Source organism: Actinopolyspora lacussalsi subsp. righensis (assembly GCF_900116555.1).
In the GTDB taxonomy this organism is placed as follows: domain Bacteria; phylum Actinomycetota; class Actinomycetes; order Mycobacteriales; family Pseudonocardiaceae; genus Actinopolyspora; species Actinopolyspora lacussalsi.
Genome location: NZ_FPAT01000002.1, coordinates 561402 through 580858, shown reverse-complemented (window position 1 = coordinate 580858; position 19457 = coordinate 561402). Strand labels below are relative to the sequence as shown.

The window sequence follows — 19457 nt, the reverse complement described above, 5'->3', positions numbered from 1 at the left end:
CACACACGCGTGCACAAACACTGTTGAATTCTCAAAGAACACACCCACCACCCACGCGGCAGGCCCACACCCAGAAACACCCACCAAACCCAGCGACCGAACCAAAACCCAGCCACCACATTCAGCGGAATTCCCGAATGCCTCTTCGTTGTTAACCGCATTCACCGTAGCACCCCAACCAACCCCCACTCACCGGGGGGTCACCCACCCGCCAACTCACCACTCACCCCAACAAGGCAAGCCCGAGCCAGCAAGCACCAGGCACCACATGCAGTTCTTCAAACAACCAGCCACCACCACGAACCGAAACCCGGAAACCACCGAACAAACCAGAACCACGTCCCAGCTCATCCACCCTCGTGATTTCCAACCCGGCCCCGCCGTGCTGACAACAACCACTCTAACCCCCCACCACACCACCCCACACACCCACCCCCACCAACCACCAAAACACCAGGTGAACACGGGGTTATCAGGACTGTTCGTCCAATTCCGAAGCGAAAAGCACGGAAAGCTCGTGCAGCGTCGACTCGACACCGGAGTGCACTATCCCCACCATGCCCGTCTCGACGGCCGCGGCAACGTTGCGCGGTTCATCATCGAGGAAGGCACACCAATCGGCGGGAACCCCCAGCTGTCCGAGCACGTGCCGAAAGCTCGCGGCAGCGGGTTTCCGAAACCCGGTCTCGGCCGATACGGCCACGACATCGAACAACCGGTCGCAGTCGATCGCCGTGGGACGCCCCTCCCCGTTCGACAACAAAGCGACAGCCACACCACGAGCGCGCAACCACTCCAGCGCCCGTGCCACCGGCGCTGTTTCCACCTCGGTATCGACCGCCTGTCCTGACGAACGCTCACCGAAGTCGTCCAGGACTCCACCGAAATCGACCACGAGCGCCGACAAAGTCATTACGACAACCTAACTCGCGGTCGTTCGAACAACCGAGCTCATCCAATCGGGTGGTTGCCCGGTTCGGAGTGAACGTGCGGCGGAGGGCACTCACTCCTAATCCGTGAAGCCACCGGAAGGGAGAACACCGTCATGCGCGAGGGAACCACCGTGCTCGCGGACAACGAGAACCGCACCCCGCCGTCCTACTCGGCATCGGCACTGGCTCACGGCGCGGCCAGAAGCATGGTGGAGGTACTGACCGGGCGAAGGCCGCTCCACCAGATACGCCGGTGGTTGAGCAGACCGGTGGCCGGCCTGCTGACGACCCTCACCCGACGCGAAACCCCGCTGGACTTCCGTACCCGGATGAACTCGGTACACGCCTGTCCCACCAACTCCAGCACCGTGGAGGTCTGCGTGATCATCCACGAACCGAACCGGCACCGCGCCATGACGCTCCGCCTGGAACGACTGGACGCCGGGTGGTGGTGCACCCTGCTTTCCTTGCTCTGATCCCGGGAAGTGCGTGTGGACGGCCGCTCGGGACGGGAATCCCGCTCGAGTGGGAGCGGGATTCCCGTCGATCCGAGCACCAGGTCTGCGAGTTCGGGAGGCTCGCTCAGCGCTTCTTGCCCTTCTTCGACTCGGCCCGGGCGGCGGCACGGCGTTCGCGCCTCGTGCCCTGCTGCTCCGAAGCGGAGTCCTCGGACTCGGCGTTGCTGGTCTCGACACCACCGTTCTCCGAGGGCCCCGAGTAACTGAGCCGCTGCCCCGACCTTCCGGCACCGTTGCCCCGCAATGCGGCCGGAACCTGCGACTGCTCGTCCTGCTGCGAACCCAGCTGGCTCAACGCGGGACCCGCGGCCCGGGAGTTCTTGCCGCGTTTGGAACTCGGCTTGGCAGCTGCCTGACCGTCCTCGGCCGCGACGCCGTCACCGCCGGAGCTCTGGCTGACCGAGACCGGCACCGACGGCTCCGCCGGTTCCTCCGGCTCGGCGGCCTCGACGTGGACGTTGAACAGGTAACCGACGGACTCCTCCTTGAGTGCTTCCAACATGGCGTTGAACATGTCGAAGCCCTCGCGCCGGTATTCGAGCAGCGGATCCCGCTGTGCCATCGCACGCAGCCCGATACCTTCCTTGAGGTAGTCCATCTCGTAGAGGTGCTCACGCCACTTGCGGTCCAGCACGCTGAGCACGACACGGCGTTCGAGCTCGCGCATGCCGCCTTCGCCGACCATCTCCTCGATCTCGGCTTCCCGCGCGTCGTAGGCACGCTTGGCATCGGCGATGACCGCGTCGTTCACCTTCTTGCTGCTGAGGTCGCCGTCCTCCTCGGCGATGTCCTCCCAGTGAATCGAGATCGGGTAGAGGGATTTGAGAGCGGTCCAGAGCTGTTGGAGGTCCCAGTCCTCCGCGTAGCCTTCGGAGGTCGCGCCCTTCACGTAGGCGCTGATCACGTCCTCGATCATGTGCTCGACCTGCTCGCGCAGATCCTCGCCTTCCAGCACGCGCCTGCGTTCGGTGTAGATCACCGATCGCTGCTGGTTGAGCACCTCGTCGTACTTGAGGACGTTCTTGCGGATCTCCATGTTCTGTTGTTCGACCTGGGTCTGAGCGCTTCGGATGGCTCTGGTGACCATCTTGTGCTCGATCGGAACGTCGTCCGGGACCTTCAGGCGAGTCATGACGGTCTCGACCATGTTGGCGTTGAAGCGGCGCATCAACTCGTCACCGAGCGAGAGGTAGAACCGCGACTCGCCCGGGTCGCCCTGACGTCCGGAACGACCACGCAGCTGGTTGTCGATCCGGCGCGACTCGTGCCGTTCGGTGCCGAGCACGTAGAGCCCGCCCGCCTCGCGCACCTCGTCGGCCTCGGACTCGGCCTGCTCCTTGATCTTGTCGACCACCGCGGGCCACTCGGCCTCGTAGTCCTCCCGGTTGTCGACCGGATCGAGGCCCCGCTTGCGCAGCTCGCTGTCGGCCAGGTGATCGACGTTGCCGCCGAGCACGATGTCGGTACCACGACCGGCCATGTTGGTGGCCACGGTCACCGCGCCCCTGCGGCCCGCCTCGGCGATGATGCCCGCTTCGGACTCGTGGTGCTTGGCGTTGAGCACGCTGTGCGGAACGCCACGCTTGGTGAGCAGCTTCGCCAGATACTCCGATCGATCGACGCTGGTGGTGCCGACCAGCACCGGCTGTCCGTTACCGTGCCGTTCCTCGATGTCCTCGGCGACGGCCGCGAACTTGGCCTCCTCGCTCTTGTATATCAGGTCGGGCTGGTCCTGCCGGATCATCGGCTCGTTGGTGGGGATCGAGACCACACCGAGCTTGTAGGTGCTCTGGAACTCGGCGGCCTCCGTCTGGGCCGTACCGGTCATACCGGCGAGCTTGTCGTAGAGCCGGAAGTAGTTCTGCAGCGTGATCGTGGCCAGGGTCTGGTTCTCGGCCTGGATCTCGACGCCTTCCTTGGCCTCGATCGCCTGGTGCATGCCCTCGTTGTAACGGCGTCCGTGCAGCACGCGCCCCGTGAACTCGTCGACGATGGCCACTTCACCGTTGCGAACGATGTAGTCCTTGTCCCTGCGGTAGAGCTCCTTGGCCTTGAGCGCGTTGTTGAGATATCCGACCAGCGGGGTGTTCGCGGCCTCGTAGAGGTTGTCGATCCCGAGCTGGTCCTCGATGATGTCGACGCCTTCCTCGGTGACACCGATGGTGCGCTTGCGCTCGTCGACCTCGTAGTGCTCGTCGCGGGTCAGCATCGGAGCCAGTCGCGCGAACTCCTGGTACCAGCGGGAGGACTGGTCCGCGGGCCCGGAGATGATCAGCGGGGTCCTGGCCTCGTCGATGAGGATCGAGTCGACCTCGTCGACGATCGCGAAGTTGTGGTCGCGCTGGACGCACTCGGCCAGGCTCCAGGCCATGTTGTCGCGCAGGTAGTCGAAGCCGAACTCGTTGTTGGTGCCGTAGATGACGTCACAGTTGTAGGCGTCCCTGCGCTGCTCGGGGGACATGTCGGCCGTGATGGCGGCGACTTCCATGCCGAGGAAACGATATATTCGGCCCATCCACTCCGAGTCACGTTTGGCCAGGTAGTCGTTGACCGTGATGACGTGGACGCTGTTGCCTGTGATCGCGTTGAGATAGCCGGGCAGCACGCAGGTGAGCGTCTTGCCCTCACCGGTTTTCATCTCGGCTATCTGACCGAAGTGCAGCGCGGCACCGCCCATGAGCTGAACGTCGAAGTGCCGGTTGCCGAGCGTTCGCCTGGCACCCTCACGAGCGACCGCGAAGGCCTCGGGCAGGAGCTTGTCCAGCTGCTCGCCGTCGGCGTAACGGCCCTTGAACTCATCGGTCTTGGCCCGCAGCTCGTCATCGGACAGCGCGACCGTGTCGTCTTCGAGCTCGTTGATGTGCGCCGCGATGGAACGCAGACGCTTGAGCATCTTACCTTCGCCAGCGCGGAGCAGTCGGGACAGGACCATCCGGTCGACCTCACTTGCTGATCGTGACGCGCCCGTCACGGACGCTTTACGGCCATAGTATTAGAAGCCCACCTCCGCACGGTTCGCTCAGGCACCGTCGGACGATGCTCACTGCGCGAACGCCGGAAGTGGCCACGGACCACGAACGTTTCCGGCACGCACGTGTGTTCCCGCCACACCCGATCGTGCGGTGGCAGGGGGAATCTGGCCGCCCGTCGGCTGCGTCGAACCACAGACGTGGCCGTCCCCGCGCACCACGGTACGCGGCGGACGGCCACGATGGTTATGGTCCGTACCAAATCGGTACGGCTGGAGTAGCCGCGAGGACCACCCGGGTCAGGCCAGTCTGATCACTCCGTAGTCGAATCCCTTGCGGCGGTAAACCACGCTGGGCTTGTCGGCTTCCGCGTCGAAGAACAGGTAGAAGTCGTGTCCCACCAACTCCATCTCGTAGAGGGCTTGGTCCACGGTCATCGGTGTGGCGGGGTGTTCCTTCTCGCGGACGATTCGACCGGGTTCGTAGTCGCTGCTTTCCTCACGCTGTTGCGGGAATCCGGCGCCGCCCGCGGGAGGTTCGGTTGTCCGGGAAGCCCGCTGATTGCTCACGGCGCTGTCGCTCACGGTGCTGTTCCCCTCCGCGCTGTCGTGTCGCAGCTGATCGGCCGGCGGTTCCAGGAGTGTCGTGCGTGTGCGGCCGCCGGTCGTGCCACCGGCACCGGCGACAGCGACCGGACGATCCGCCATCGCGGCGGTGGCCTGCGCCACCGAACGGGGGTTGCGCCGACCGTAGTGCACCTTCCGGCGGTCGTGCATCTTGCGTAGCCGGTTCTCCAGCTTCGTCGACGCGGCGTCCAGGGCGGCGTAGAAATCGACCGCGCTGGCCTCGGCTCGTACCGCCGGTCCGCGTCCTTTGAGAGTGATTTCGACCCGCTGGCAGTTCTTCGCCTGGCGTGGATTACGCTCGTGCCGGAGCTCCACGTCGGCCCGCATGGCCTTCCTGTCGTAACGGTCGAGGCGGCTCAGCTTCTCGTCGACGTGCTGCTGGTAATGCGTGGGCACCTCGACGTTGCGGCCCTTGACGACGATGTCCATTCACGACCTCCGTTGCTCAGCGTGCTTCCGTGAATGACGATCACGGCGACACCGGAGTGAGCGTGCTCAGCTCGTTTCCGGCGTCAGGGTCATCACTGCCTCACCTCATTCCACTGCCGGAAAACGGCTTGATGGGAACGCACGTTAGCTCGCGTTGCGGAGTTGTGACACCCCCCGAGTCGGGTGAAGTCAATCGGACACCCTGTGTAATTGGCATGGTCCCGGCTTCGCAATGACACACCTCCGCCCGGCGCAGGGCCGGTCCCGACGACAGCAGTAGCACGGCCGTGTCCCGTGCTCGCCCTTTCGGACCTGTACCCGGACGTCCGCACCGTGCCCGCGCCGGGCGGTACGGCCATCCGCGTATACCCGGCAAACGCATGAGGCAAACCATCGGTTCCCGTCGGGGCGGAATTCGGTTCGCCTGGCGGGACGCACCGGGGTGGGCAACGGGATGCTCCGGGAACCGGGGCGCACACGGGCCGGTCAGGACTCCCGGCAAGCGCTCGCCAGCACCAGGACGGCCACCACCGGAAGCTCGGCCTCGGAGAGCGTTCGTAGGCAGTTGAGCACCGTGGCACCGGTGGTGAGGACGTCGTCGAGCAGCAGCACGGGAGTACCCGGGGGCGGCAAACGACCGGGGCGCGACAGTACCCCGCCACGCAGGTTCTCGAAGCGCCGTTCGCTGTCCAACCCCACCGAATCGCGCACTCGCGGACTCAACCGAAGGCAGTCCGCCGTGCACAAGCCGGGCAACCTCCGCTCCGCGCGGTGGGTGATTCGCGCCAGGTGTGCTCTGCCCCTGCGTCGCACCGCCGCGTCCCTCGACGGGGCCGGCACCAGACGGGGCGAGTCGGTTTCGGTGATCGAGCCGGATGCGGCGAGAACGGCCCGGACGGCGGTGGCCACGTGATTTCCCAGTGGCCTCTCCAGGTCACGACGACCGCCCTCCTTGTAGGCCAGCAGCGTCGTACGCACCCGACCGCGATAACGAGCCAAGGCGTGAATCGGCGGTTCCCGGAACAGCACGGGAGGACGGATCACGCGCGGCTCGTGGAACCGCCTGTCGCACTCGGCGCACAGCACGGCCCCGGCGAGACCGCAGCCCGCACAGCGCAATGGCAGCAGCAGATCCACCAGCCCCGACGGAACGACCGAGCGGGAGTACCGATCGAATGACACGCCGCCGAGGTTGACTCGCGCGGGGGCCGGTGCGGGTCGCCCCGCCACCGGCGGCTCGGCGTGTCGGCCTTACACGCTGTCAGTACCGATAGGTCGTACCGCTCGGGGCGCACGGGCACCGCACAACCGCTGATCGGACCACCCGGAGAACCTAGATTCAACCCGGGTAGAAGGGTTTCGAGGACGCCCCGATCGGGATCTCATGCAGCACTTCCCAGTAATCGGACAGATCCTTGGCCTGCCAGAGGAAGGCCTCGTCGGCGACTATGACCCGTTGGTCCGGTCCCACGGTCACCAGTTTGGGGTTGCGCAGGTTGGAGGGCCGGTAGGAGTCCCAGTTGAAACCGTCGACGGAGACCCTGACCACGGGCTGAGCGTCCCTACCGGTTATGGCCACCAACGAGTCGCCGGTGAGCCAGTCGACCCCCTTGATCTCGGAATCCCCCGTGCCACCGCTCAGCGTCACGGGCTCTTGCAGCGACACGTCCGAATCACCGCCCGCTATGCCCGCGACGACTATTCGACCGTCGACGACGGCGGCGAGTCGGGTACCACCTCGGGAGATCCGCAGGGCTTCGATATTCCCCTCACCGGGTAAATCGCTCGCGTCGATCCGGCTGACAGACCAGGAGCCGTTCTCGTCGCGGATAGCCCGCATCACCCGTTCGCCGTTGACGACGGTCCAGAACTCGGATTCACTGCGCCAGGTCGGCCTGCTCATGAAATTGCCTCGAATCCCGAGTCTCCGCAGCTCCTCGCCGTACGCGCCCACGCGCAGTTCGACTCCGCTGCCATCGCGGCGCACCACAGCGGCCACTCGGGAACCGTCGTCGGAACGAGCGGCGGTAGTGATCCGGTAACTCCCGTTGCCCGCGGGGCCGGGTACCTGGGGGGCGTTCTCGCTGAACACCAGCAGTTTCTCGTCGACGACCGCGAGTGGCTTCACGTCCCGGGGAGCCTCGTTCTGCTGCTCGTACTCGCTCACGTCGGAGGGACGCAGCACCTCGGTGTTCGACAGCAACGACGCGCCCTCGTCCCGCAGTTCCACCCGGGCGGTTCGGACACCACGCAGCGTCAGCACCACCTGGGCGGCGATCAGCCGCTTCTTCTTGCCGCTCAGATCGCCGAGGTCGCGTAGATTGACGAGCAGCGCACCGTCATCGGTCTCGCTCACGTTGCTCGCCGTGGTGGTGTCCTCGGGTATGGCGGTCTTCATCGCCAGGTCGAAGCCCTCGGAGGGTCCCGACAGCAACAGGCTGATGACCCGCGAGGGCAGTGTGCTCTTCGGGTTCTGCCGCACCCACCGGATGTCGGGGATCACCCCCTCGCGCTGGTGATCCAGGAAGTAGACCGATACGGCCCGGTAGTGGGACTTGAAGGCGTCGCTGGTGACCAGCAGCTTGCGAGGCGGATCGACTATCCGCCACTGCCCGTCGGAACGCTGCCGGACCTTGACCCGCAGACTGAGGTCCTTCTCCTCCGGAACGTAGGACTGGTCCTTCCGGAGCTTGCCGAGCTGGTGCAAGTCCAGGCCGACTACGCGGACGGAGTCGGGGGTTTCCGGCCGCGACTTCGGCACGGTGTTGACGCTGTTTACGATGAACCGTTCCGAGGGAACCTGCCACGAGTCGGCCGCCTGCTCGGTCAGGTGCAGCCGGGCCGCCGCGTAGTCGTTGGCGGGCTCCGCGGTGGCCTCCAGGAAACTGCGGACGAGGTCCGTGTCGTTGAGGTTCTCGGGTGGTGGCTGGGCCTCGGTGCTGGTTTCGGGAGCCTCCTCGACCTGGCGGATCACCCCGGCGTTGGTCTCCTCCGGTATCGAGGCGCAACCGGTGAGCGGAACGGACAGCACCAGCAGCAGAGTCACCGCTGGGGCGAGCCGCCGTCGCAACGTCATCGTTTCTCCTGCTCGTCGGGACCGGAGCTCCAGGTCGGCCCCTGATCGCTTTGGTCATACCCCTCGTCCGGGGGTGTGGAACCGTTGTCCGTCGCGTCCCCGGGCACGGCCAGCAGCGCCTCGGGCGCGGCGATGCTGCGGGTGCTCGGCAGCGACAACGGGCTCGTGTCTACCCGGTCGCCCGAGTCGCGCGGCAGGGTGAGCCGGAAGCAGGAACCCTTGCCGGGTTCGCCCCAGGCGTCGAGCCAGCCACCGTGCAGCCGAGCGTCCTCGGCCGCGATGGAGAGTCCGAGGCCCGTACCGCCGGTCTGTCGATCCCGTGAGGGATCGGCGCGCCAGAACCTGGTGAACACGAGTTCGGCCTCACCGGGGCGCAGTCCGACACCGTAGTCGCGCACGGTGACCGCCACCGAGCGGTCGTCCGCGGCGAAGTTGATGTCCACCGGCCTGCCCTCCGCGTGGTCGACGGCGTTGGCGACGAGGTTTCGCACGATGCGTTCGACCCGCCGGGCGTCCGCGAGGATGTGAACCTCCTCGACGGGGAAGTCGCCACGCAGCTCGACTCCGCCGGTCCTGGCGATGGGCAGCAACGAATCCATGACACGCCGCACCAGATCCGGCACGTCGAGCGATTCGGTGGCCAGGTCGGCGACTCCGGCGTCGAGCCGGGATATCTCCAGCAGATCACCGAGCAGCGACTCGAACCTGTCGAGCTCGTCGACGAGCAGCTCGGCGGAGCGCTCCAGTCCGTCCGGCAGATCGTCGCGGGAGGCGTGCAGTACGTCCGCGGCCATCCGCACGGTGGTCAGCGGAGTACGCAGCTCGTGCGAGACGTCCGAGGTGAAGCGCCGCTGGAGTTGGCCGAACTCCTCGAGCTGCTGAATCTGCTGCTTGAGACTGTCGGCCATCTCGTTGAACGAGTCCGCGAGTCGGGCCATGTCGTCCTCGCCGATGACCCGCATCCGTTCGTCGAGATTGCCCGCGGCCAGCCGCTCGGCGGTGTGGGCGGCTTGCCGGACGGGACGCACCACCTGCCGGGTGACGAGATTGGTGATGGCGCCGAGCAGCACGAGCAGCACCAGACCGCCCACCAGCAGGGTGCTCTGCACCAGTCCCAGTGTTTTGCGCTCCGACTCCAGTGGGAACAGGAAATAGGCCTGCAACGGTCGGGTGGCGGTTCCGGCCGGGCTGCCGATGATGAGCATGGTGACCGACTCGCCGTCGCGCCTGACCGTCTCGATCTTACTCGCCAGGTTGTCCTCCTTGACGAGCTTGCGCAGCGAGTTCGGAACGCTGTCGATCGGCCCCGCGGAAGGTTGTTCACCGTTCTCAGTGATGGCTTGGCCGTCCACCAGGGCGGGCTCGTAGTTCCCGGCGAACGAGTCGGTCTCGGTATTGTCGGCGGTGCTGGTGGTCAGCTGATTCAGCGCGGCTTCCAGCTGCTCGGCGACATCGCCGGAATTGGGATCGACCGCCGTCAGCTGGTACTCCAGGACCCGCAGGTTCTGCTCGACCTGCCGGACCGCGGCGTCCTCCTTGTTCTGCAGCAGTCTGTTGGTGATCTGCGTCTGCAGCACCATCCCCAGTACGAAGACCACGGCCGAGGACAGCGCCAGGGTGCTGACGACGACACGCAGCTGCATCGAGCGGCGCCAGGTCGATTCGAACCAGTGCCAGCGCCTGCGGACGTCATCCCGGAGCCGGGCCGGGAAGGAGCGCTCGGCGCCGGCACGAGGCTGCTCACCGTTCACCCCGTCCGTCCTGCCGTGTCGAGACGATCATCGTGTTCGGCGATCATGGCGGCCCGGCCTTGTACCCGACGCCCCGAACCGTCAGTACGACCTCCGGGTGCTCCGGATCCTTCTCGATCTTCGACCGGAGTCGCTGTACGTGTACGTTGACCAACCGGGTGTCGGCCGCGTGCCGGTAGCCCCACACCTGCTCGAGTAACACCTCACGGGTGAAAACCTGGCGGGGCTTGCGCGCGAGCGCGACCAGCAGGTCGAACTCCAACGGCGTCAGCGAGATCGGAACTCCGTCGCGCGTGACCTCGTGCCCGGGGACGTCGACCGTAAGGTCACCGATGGAGAGCACCTCGGCGGGTTCCGCCTCCGTGCGGCGCAGCCGCACCCGCAGCCGTGCCACCAGCTCCTTCGGCTTGAACGGTTTGACGATGTAGTCGTCGGCACCGGACTCCAGGCCGAGGACGACGTCAACGGTGTCACTCTTCGCGGTGAGCATGACGACGGGGACCATCGATTCGGCGCGAATGGCCTTGCACACGTCGATGCCGTTCATGCCCGGCAACATCAGGTCGAGCAACACCAGATCGGGTTTGAGTTCACGCAGCGCGGGCATCGCCTTGGTGCCGTCGTTGACGACGGCGGTATCGAACCCTTCACCGCGGAGTACGATGGTCAGCATCTCCGCCAGGGCAGGGTCGTCGTCCACCACGAGCACGCGTGACTTCATGCCCCACATGGTTGCACTTTGCACCACGGGGGCAAGCACCACCCGGTACTCATCACCGCAGGTCGTCGGATCATTGCCCAGCGCGAAGGCTATGGTACCGCCAAACGGAGCACTACGGTGGAGTAGGTTGCGCGAGCACGCGGTCGGCCAGTCCCGCCGGATCCGTGGTGGCGGCGTCGTCCACCACGTGCCAGGGGGACCACCACGACATCTCGGCGAGTTCCAGGTAAACCGCCGCACAGCGGTCCTGCAGTCCCGAGTCCGACTCGAACATGTCCCTGCCGTCCGCCGTGCCGGATCGTTCCCGGCGTTCGGCCCGCTCCGCGGCGACTTCACCGGGCACGCGGAGCAGGATCTGCAGTTCCGGCTCCGGCAGTCCGAATCGGGTGACCTCGAGCTGGTAGGCCCAGGAGACGAACTCACCGTCGGCGTGCTGCCACAACCGGGCCGCCCCGTAGGCGGCGTTGGAGGCCACGTACCGGTCGAGCAACAGCACGTCGTGTTCGGCGAGCCGTGCTCGCAGCCACTCCGCGGCGCGCTGCCGGTCCAGTGCGTAGAGCACGGCCATGCCGTACACGGACTCGGCCAGGTCGCCGTGCGCGCCCCGCAACGCCTCGGCGACGAGATCGGCGTGCACGTCCTGGCCGTAGCGCGGAAAGGCCGCGCGGCCCACCGACAGCCCCCTGGCCGTCAGCTCGCCGCTCAACGAGTCGGTCAGCGTCTGCTTTCCCGCGCCGTCCAGCCCTTCGATCACGATCAGTCGCCCCATGATGCGAACCCTACGCAGTCCATCCACCGGAGTAGCGACCGCGTGGGCCACCCGGCCGCACGCCTCTTCGGGACGACGGGAAAGTATCGATGAAAGGATTCCGGGAAGTAGGTCGCGACAAGACCGTCGAGAAGAGACAATCGAACCGGGAGAATCAGCTCCCACAGGACCGAGGCGGGAGTCGCTCGTCCGTCGTGAGTGGACTCGCGAACTCCGCGGAAACGCGGACTCCCCCGCACCGCACCGACCCACAGGAGGAACAGTGCACGTACCCGGGCCGGACACTCGCGTGGTCGAGCTGCGGGTACACGGCGTCCTCGGGACGGAACCGCGGGAGCTGACCGATTCGGTGGCTTCGGTGGACGTGGCAGGCGACGGCACCGGACGAATCGTCAGCCCCGCTGACCGACTGCTGCGTCCGATCTCGGGGCCCGACCTCACCGCGGGGGAACGAACCGTCCCTCGTTCGGTCGAGGGGTACGTCTGGGGCGGTATGACCTCCGGACGCGGCAAGGCGCTGTGGGCACTGCTGTTCCCGTTCGCGCTGGCGAACCTGGCGCACTGGATGCTGCCGCCGGTCGACCGGGACAGCCACTGGTCGCGCTCGCTGGGAGCGCTGCTCCGCGCGGGGCTGCGCCTGGCGGGGCTGCTGCTGACGATGCTGTTCACCGCACAGCTGACCGTGCTGAGCCTGGATCTGGTGGCGGCCCAGTGCCTGCGCGCGGGGACAGGGTGTCTGAGCGCCGTCCCCGACGAGTTGCGTACGTTCGAACCGCTGCGTTCGGTTCCCGCTCTGCTCTTCGTGGTGGCCGCCGTGTTCGGCATGTACCGCCTGTCCGCGATGTCCTGGCGGGTTCGGAACCCGAGCGGTGCCGGGAACGAGCACAGCGCGCAGGCACCGAGACTGCCAGGGGCCGGAGTGGTGCGCGATCCGAGCACTCCCGCCCTGCGGACGCTGCACGCGGTGGCCGCGCTGTGCACGGTGGTGCTGCTGGCTCTCGGCGGACCGACCGCCGCCACTGATCCACGCTGGGTGGCGGCAGCGGCCGTAACCGCGCTGTGCGTGCTGGGAACGTTGCTGCTGGACGATCCGACCGGTTCGGGAGAGTCCGAGAGCGGTCTCCGACGCTCCGTGCACCCGCTGGTGGGGCACTACGCGCGAATCCTGCTGCTGGGCACGAGCGGGCTGCTGTTGCTGCTCACAGCGCTCTTCCCGACTCACCTGTCCGGCCCGCTCCCCGGCTCGGGACCGGTGACCGACTCGCTGACTCTCGGCCTGCTGGCACTGTGCGGCTGTATCGGGGTGCTGCTGCTACCAGCCGCGTTGCTGGCTCGTCGCTCGTGGCGTCGTCTCCCGTCGAGACTGCGCCCGTGGGCCGGTGGCTGGTTCGCCGCGCCGGTACTGCTGATCGCGTGCCTGCTCGGCGCGGGTTTCGGCGCGGGTCTGACGCTGAGTGCGCGGCAGGCGCTCGGTACGGAGCTGCTGCTACCGGTTTCCTACGACACCGTGACGCTGTTGTGGGGGGCGGCGACGGCCGCGCTCGTACTCGCGGGGCTCGTCGGGGTGCCGTGGGTGTGGTTGCGCTGGTGGCGCGCGATCCGTACGGACGGGGTATCCCCCGAGGTGGAGCTGCTGCACGCCGGGCGCCCCGCGGATCAACGCAGCGCCGAACGCGCGTGGAAATGGGCCGAGCTGCAACGCAGCCACGGGCATCGGCTGGTGCTGTTGCTGGCGGGTGCCCTGACGGTGGGAGCGGTCCTGGCTCTGGTGCTGCGCCTCGGCGGCCCCGAACCTCCCTTCTGGGGACGTTGGTTGCTGCTGCTGGGCGTGGGAGCACTCGCGACCCTGGTGGCGACGCTGCTGCGGATGGTTCACCTGGCGGTTCGTCGTCCGAACGCGGGGCGGCAGTTGAGTCTGCTGTGCGATCTGACCCTGTTCTGGCCGCGGGATTCTCATCCGATCGTGCCGCCGTGCTACGCGCTGAAGGTGATCCCCGAACTGGTCGACCGGGCGTGTGAACACCTGGCGGACCCGAACACCCGCGTGGTGTTGTCCGGTCACAGCCAGGGCAGCCTGCTCGTCTCCGTCGCCGCGGCCAGGTTGCTCGGCAGGCTCGACGAGCAGGACCACGAGCGGGTCGGCCTGGTCACGGCCGGTTCACAGCTGCAGTGGGCTTACGCTCGCGGATTTCCCGGCTTTCTCGGCCACGAGGCGCAGCGCTCCCTGGCGGGCTCGCTGGCCGGGCAGTGGCGCTCACTGTGCCGAGGGACTGATCCGATCGGTGGTGCGGTCGGGACGTGGAACCGGCAGGTCCACGACGGCAAGCTGCTGGGGGTCGGCTTCCGCCCGGACGGCAGCGAGGGACCGCTGCCCGCCGCCGCACGCGGTCCCACGGGTGCGCTGGTGCTCGGTAACGATCACTGGTTGCCCGATCCGCAGCGCGGACCGTTCGAGCATCGGCGTTGGACGGCCGGGTTGTCGCGGCACTCCGAGTACAGCGGCGACCCCGAGTGGGACAGGGCCGTATCGATGGCGGCGGCCCTGGAGGTTCCGGCACGTGGCACGAACCTCCCGCTGCGCACGACGATGGTCGATCCGGCGGGAAGCTCCCGGAACGGCAAGACCCATCGCACGGACACCTCCGAGGACCGCGCGGCGAACCGTCCCACCGGTGGGGCTTCGACGAAGGTGGGCTCGCACCCGGTCACGGGTGGGGAGACCGTCCGGCGGGAGGAAAGAGTCGCCACTGTGGCCACCGACCCCACGATGGAGGACGATCCGGGCGAGCAGGAGGGGCACACCGCCGAGACCACCGGAACCGAGCAACCCACTCGGCTCCCGCACGCCGAACCTCCGGAGATCATCGACCTGCCCGGGATGACGCCGCCCTGGGAACGCGGCCCCGCCCTGCGTCCGTCGAGCCAGTGAGCCGAGAGGCGCGGCGATTTCGCGAGAAATCGACGCCCCAGTACGATGCCCCCAATACGGCGGTGTGGCACCGCCTGGCGTCAATTTCCCAAGAAATCGCCGGAACACCAGCCCGACTAGTAGTCGCGCTCCTGCCACTCCCGCAGCTCGAGCTCCGACCACCCCAGCGGGCCGCACCGCCTCGGGTTCTCACGGGTCGTCTCGCGAGGACAGCCTCGACGTGGCGTAGTAACTACTCGATGTCGAGGATCCCGCAGCGAGACGGCCCGTGAGGTTCCGCCACGCAACCAGCACAGCAGCTGGCACGCACACGATCTCGGCCTCAGTCGGGGAGGTTGTCGGCCCTCTCCCGCTGCCCGAGCACCGAGTGGGTGCGGCTGTAAAGGACGTAGATGATCACACCCGCGAGCATCCACACGAGGAACCTGATCCAGGTGAACGCGGTCAGGTTGATCATCAGCCACAGGCAGGCCAGCACCGCCAGGATCGGAACCGCCGGAACCAGCGGCGCGCGGAAGCCGCGTGGCAGGTCGGGACGCTTGCTGCGCAGCACGATCACGCCGACCGAAACCAGGACGAACGCGAACAGAGTACCGATGTTGACCATCTCGGCCAGGCTGGAGAACGAGAAGAAGCCGGAAGCGACGAACACCACCGCGCCCACCAGCACGGTGACGCGCACCGGAGTTCCGCGATGCGGGTCGGTCTTGGCCAGGCCGCGAGGCAGCAGACCGTCCCTGGCCATGGCGAACAGCACCCTGGTCTGGCCGAGAAGCAGCACCATCACCACGGTGATGAGACCGATCAGTGCTCCCACCGAGATCAGTGTGGCCGCCCAGTTCACACCGTTGATCTCGAAGGCGGTCGCGAGGGTGGCGCTCTGCCCGTCGGGGCCGGTGGCCAGCTCGGTGTAGCGCACCATGCCGGTCAGCACGAGCGAAACTCCCACGTACAGCACGGTGGTGATCACCACCGAACCGAGGATGCCGCGCGGCGCGTCGCGCTGTGGATCGCGGGTCTCCTCCGCCGTGGTCGCCACCACGTCGAAGCCGATGAAGGCGAAGAACACCACCGAGGCCCCCGCCAGCAGCCCGTAGATGCCGAACGTGCTGGATTCACCCCCGAGCAGCAGCGAGAGCAGCGACTGGTGCAGGGCGGGACCGCCTTCGGAGACGCTTTGCCCCTCCGGAACGAACGGGGTGTAGTTGTCCGGTTTGATGTAGGCGATCCCGGCGATGATGATGAACAGCACCACCCCGACCTTGATGGCCGTGATCACCATGCTGACCCGCGCCGAGAGCTTGGTTCCGGTGATCAGCACCGCTACCAGCACCGCGACGAGCAGCATGGCTCCCCAGTCGAACTGGAGCGGGCCCAGCGGGAGCTTGGTGTCCAGCGAGATCCCGATGCCGGACATGACCTGCTGCAGGTAGGACGACCAGCTCTTGGCGACGGCCGAAGCCGCGATGGAGAACTCCAGGATCAGGTCCCAGCCGATTATCCAGGCTAAGAACTCGCCGAACGTGGCGTAGGAGTACGTGTAGGCGCTGCCTGCCACCGGAACGGTGGAGGCGAATTCGGCGTAGCACAGTGCCGCGAGGGCGCAGGCGATCGCGGCGAGCACGAAGGCGAGTGAGACGGCGGGACCAGTGGTGTCACCCGCTACCTGTGCGGTGAGCGTGAAGATCCCCGCACCGATTACCACCGAAACACCGAAAACGATCAGATCCCAGGTACCGAGATTCTTCCGTAGTCTGGTGTCGGGTTCATCGGTGTCCAGGATCGATTGTTCGACCGTTTTGGTCCGCCAGATTCCGTTTCCTGGCACCACTGCCTCCTCGGATCATGCTTACTGGTGGCACCGCACGATAACGGGCGCGAGACCGTTGCCGATGGTGGTTGAGAGCACAATCTACTAACGAGCCGCCGAATCCGCGCGGATCGGGAGCGCGAGGACCGGAAAAGTTGCGCGACACCACTAATTGCTCGTGAAAAATACTCTTTTAATGCGAGCACCGCTCCGCGGGACCGAGTTCTCCCGGAGTGCGAGTAGGCCCGAGTGCGAGGCGGCCCGAGCGTGATTCGGGCGTACCGCGAGACGGCGAGGCATGCGGTGCGGCCGCTCGATGTCGGGCACCGCTGTCGAGAGCGGGCGGGAGCGGACGACTGGTCCGTCCGAACACGCCCGCCGGGACGGCCCCGGTGGAAAACCCAGGTCAGACAGCGCCGGGGGCCGCCCGGAACAGCTGCACCCCTTCGCCCGCCGCGCCGAGCGGCTGCGCCAGCACACAGGGGTCCGAAGCAGCGAGCCAGACCGAGTCCCCGCGCGAGAGCTCCAGTTCGCGAGCGTCACCGGAGCCACCGTTGTGGCTGCCGTTCCCGTTGGTACCGGCTCCCGCGGCGTAGGGGGACAACCTGACCCCGCCCTCGGTGCACAACAGGATCTGCGGTCCCGCGGAGTCGAGCAGGACACCGGACCGATCACCGCGCTGCCATTCCACTCTGGACAACTCGAACTCGTCGGCCTCGGTGCGGTATACCGTCAGATTGGTGTCGCGGCGTTCACCGTTGAGTATTCGCAGTTCACCGTTCTCGAAGTCGAGAACCCTCAGCAGTTCGGCCACGTCGACGTGTTTGGGGGTCAGGCCGCACCGAAGGATGTTGTCCGAATTGGCCAGTATCTCCACGCCGGTCCCGCGCAGATAGGCGTGCAGGTTCCCGGGCGCGAGATAGATGGCCTCCCCCGGCCGCAACACGATTCGGTTCAGCAGCAGACTCGCCAGCACACCGGCGTCGTTCGGGTAGTCCTCGCCCAGTTCGAGAACCGTGCGGCACTCCTCGGTGAATTCACCCCCGGAACGCACGTGCTCGGCACACGCCCGCAACAGATCCGGCATCAGCGCACGGAGGGTGTCCTCCGGCAGAGTGATCCACGTGGTGAACAACGCACGCAGCCCGTCCCGGTCCGGCTGATCGGCCAGCAGGCGGGTGTGCGCCCGCAGACTCGGCACGTCGAGCTGGTGCAGCAACCGAACGGTGGTTTCGGCGGCGCGGAATCCGGCGAGCGCGTGGAACTCGGTCAACGCGCAGATCAACTCGGGTTTCGCGGTGGGATCCGGGTAGTTGCGGTCGGCGGCACCGCGCGGGACCCCGTCCGCCTCCTCCCGTGCGAACCCGTCGGCCGCCTGCTCGGCGGAGGGGTGGGCCTGCAGGCTCAACGGCTCGTCCGCGGCGAGCACCTTCATCAGGTAGGGCAGCCGATTGCCCCATATGTCGGTGCACGCCCGCCCCAGCTGGTGGCTCGGCTCCGCGTCCAACAAGCGCACCAGCGAAATCTCCGATCCGTCCTGACACAGCAACCGCGAGGAATCTCCGGGATGGGCGCCCATCCAGAGTTCGGCTTCGGGATGTGGCGCGGGGACGGGACGGCCGAGTAGCTCCGCGATCGCGGTCCGGGACCCCCATGCATACGGGCGTACCGCGTTGCGCAGTAACTCCACAGTCGTTCTCGCTTCCTCGTCTAACCGCGTCTCCCCGACGGAACCGATACCGCCCGGCGGGAGTACAACGAATGGTGTCCCGCCCGCGCTTCGCAGGAGAACACCGGAAACTCCGTGCGAATCGGCCGGGGATGCGGGTGCCGAAGCACCCAGGTCCTCAGCGCGCCGCCGACACCGGTCTGTCGTCCCCGTGCAACGAGTCCGAAGCCAACCCGATGTAGACCGCGGCCATGTCGAACCCGACAGCGAGGGACAGCGAACTCCGGACCCCGTCCCCCTGCTGGGACTCGTTCGGGGCGAGCACGTCGGCGCCGGGTAGCGCCGCTGTGGCGGTTCGCTCGGTGAACCGTGCCCGTTCACCGTCGCGGGTGCTCAGCAGCACGACGCGCCACCCCGCCGTGGTTTCCTCCGTGGGATCGGCGAACAGATCCGCCTCGCTGCCGACCGTCGCGGCGGCGCGGTACAGCGCCGCACGATGCACCGCCTGCTGATAGTCGGTGACATCGCACGGTATCCCCGCGTAACGCCCGAGTACGAAGGAGCCGTGCTCGGCGACCGCCGTGGACGTTCCGTCCACTCCCCACAGCAGCGGGATACGGTCGGCCAGCCGTAACGCCAACGTCTTGGCGGGATTCTCCGAGATCTCGTGTCGTGGGTGGGAACGCTCCGCCTGTTCGTCCAACGCGTCCGCCAACGCGTCGGTGTCGGTGTCGAGCAGTCCCAACGCCGTGAGAACCCTCACCCCCGCTGTGAAGGCGTGCGGGAGGCTCAACGGCTCGGACACCGGGATCCTGGGGGAAATCGTTCTCGCCCGCCCCGCGGCGGCGGCCCCCACGGGGCCCTCGTCCGGAGCGGCGAGAATCACGCTCGCCCCGCGCCTGGTGGCCAGTTCCAGCGACTCGGCCAGCGACGTGTCCCCACCGTCCGCCCCGTAGGCGAAGACCACGTCCAAGGGGCCGACCCAGGTGGGCATGACGTCGGTGATCACGACGGGAACCGGACAGGAGGAACCGAGCAGGGCCGCCAGCGACCGACACGTGGCAGGCCCGACACCGGAGGTGGACAGCAGCACCAGAGCACGCGGTTTGTAACCGGCGAGGTCGTCCACACCCGCCTCCGAGGCGGCCGAGGCGGCCGCGCGAACCTGCGCACCCCCCAGTGCGGCCATGCGGAGCAGACCCCCGGTGTCCAGTTCGAAGATTCGCCGCTGGTCATCGAGGACGCTGTCGTCCAACAC

At 67.1% G+C, this 19457-nt stretch carries 13 protein-coding genes; 2 read left to right on the top strand and 11 right to left on the bottom strand.

Annotated elements, in window-relative coordinates; genetic code table 11:
- Positions 1 to 472: 472 nt before the first annotated feature.
- Positions 473 to 913: an HAD-IA family hydrolase gene (locus BM394_RS06095; protein WP_092974925.1), complete on the bottom strand. Its 441-nt coding sequence runs from the start codon at positions 911 to 913 to the stop codon at positions 473 to 475.
- Between the two features lie 132 nt (positions 914 to 1045).
- On the opposite strand from BM394_RS06095, the gene BM394_RS06090 reads away from it, so the two are divergent.
- Positions 1046 to 1408, top strand: a complete 363-nt coding sequence (locus BM394_RS06090) for an Rv3235 family protein (protein ID WP_092928067.1) — start codon at positions 1046 to 1048, stop codon at positions 1406 to 1408.
- Between the two features lie 106 nt (positions 1409 to 1514).
- Here the strand turns inward: BM394_RS06090 and secA are convergent, their stop codons facing one another.
- The 7 genes from secA to BM394_RS06055 all read right to left on the bottom strand — a co-directional run bounded on the left by secA (position 1515) and on the right by BM394_RS06055 (position 11791).
- Positions 1515 to 4382 (bottom strand): preprotein translocase subunit SecA, encoded by a 2868-nt coding sequence (gene secA, locus BM394_RS06085; protein WP_092974922.1) that lies wholly within the window; start codon positions 4380 to 4382, stop codon positions 1515 to 1517.
- Between the two features lie 336 nt (positions 4383 to 4718).
- Positions 4719 to 5474, bottom strand: a complete 756-nt coding sequence (gene hpf, locus BM394_RS06080) for a ribosome hibernation-promoting factor, HPF/YfiA family (RefSeq protein WP_092974919.1) — start codon at positions 5472 to 5474, stop codon at positions 4719 to 4721.
- A 486-nt stretch (positions 5475 to 5960) separates the two neighbouring features.
- The gene (locus BM394_RS06075) at positions 5961 to 6656 is read right to left on the bottom strand and encodes a ComF family protein (RefSeq protein ID WP_217643373.1); all 696 of its coding nucleotides are present in this window, start codon (positions 6654 to 6656) and stop codon (positions 5961 to 5963) included.
- Between the two features lie 157 nt (positions 6657 to 6813).
- On the bottom strand, positions 6814 to 8550 hold the full coding sequence (locus tag BM394_RS06070) for an LpqB family beta-propeller domain-containing protein (protein ID WP_092974916.1): 1737 nt from the start codon (positions 8548 to 8550) through the stop codon (positions 6814 to 6816).
- Positions 8547 to 10193, bottom strand: a complete 1647-nt coding sequence (gene mtrB / locus BM394_RS06065; protein ID WP_175529990.1) for an MtrAB system histidine kinase MtrB — start codon at positions 10191 to 10193, stop codon at positions 8547 to 8549. Before mtrB ends, BM394_RS06070 begins: the two co-directional genes overlap by 4 nt.
- A 151-nt stretch (positions 10194 to 10344) precedes the next feature.
- A complete protein-coding gene (gene mtrA / locus BM394_RS06060; RefSeq protein ID WP_043576314.1) occupies positions 10345 to 11022 on the bottom strand; it encodes an MtrAB system response regulator MtrA in 678 nt (225 codons plus the stop codon).
- Between the two features lie 112 nt (positions 11023 to 11134).
- On the bottom strand, positions 11135 to 11791 hold the full coding sequence (locus tag BM394_RS06055) for a dTMP kinase (RefSeq protein WP_092975213.1): 657 nt from the start codon (positions 11789 to 11791) through the stop codon (positions 11135 to 11137).
- Positions 11792 to 12053: 262 nt separating this feature from the next.
- On the opposite strand from BM394_RS06055, the gene BM394_RS06050 reads away from it, so the two are divergent.
- Entirely contained in the window at positions 12054 to 14720 is a 2667-nt protein-coding gene (locus BM394_RS06050; RefSeq protein WP_092974910.1) for a hypothetical protein, read from the top strand.
- Positions 14721 to 15042: 322 nt separating this feature from the next.
- On the opposite strand, the gene BM394_RS06045 is transcribed toward BM394_RS06050, so the two are convergent.
- The 3 genes from BM394_RS06045 to BM394_RS06035 all read right to left on the bottom strand — a co-directional run bounded on the left by BM394_RS06045 (position 15043) and on the right by BM394_RS06035 (position 19457).
- The gene (locus BM394_RS06045) at positions 15043 to 16548 is read right to left on the bottom strand and encodes an amino acid permease (protein ID WP_092975210.1); all 1506 of its coding nucleotides are present in this window, start codon (positions 16546 to 16548) and stop codon (positions 15043 to 15045) included.
- A 388-nt stretch (positions 16549 to 16936) separates the two neighbouring features.
- Complete coding sequence (gene manA, locus BM394_RS06040) at positions 16937 to 18220, bottom strand: mannose-6-phosphate isomerase, class I (RefSeq protein WP_092974907.1); 1284 nt, start codon at positions 18218 to 18220, stop codon at positions 16937 to 16939.
- A gap of 157 nt (positions 18221 to 18377) precedes the next feature.
- Positions 18378 to 19457 (bottom strand): SIS domain-containing protein, encoded by a 1080-nt coding sequence (locus tag BM394_RS06035; protein ID WP_092975207.1) that lies wholly within the window; start codon positions 19455 to 19457, stop codon positions 18378 to 18380.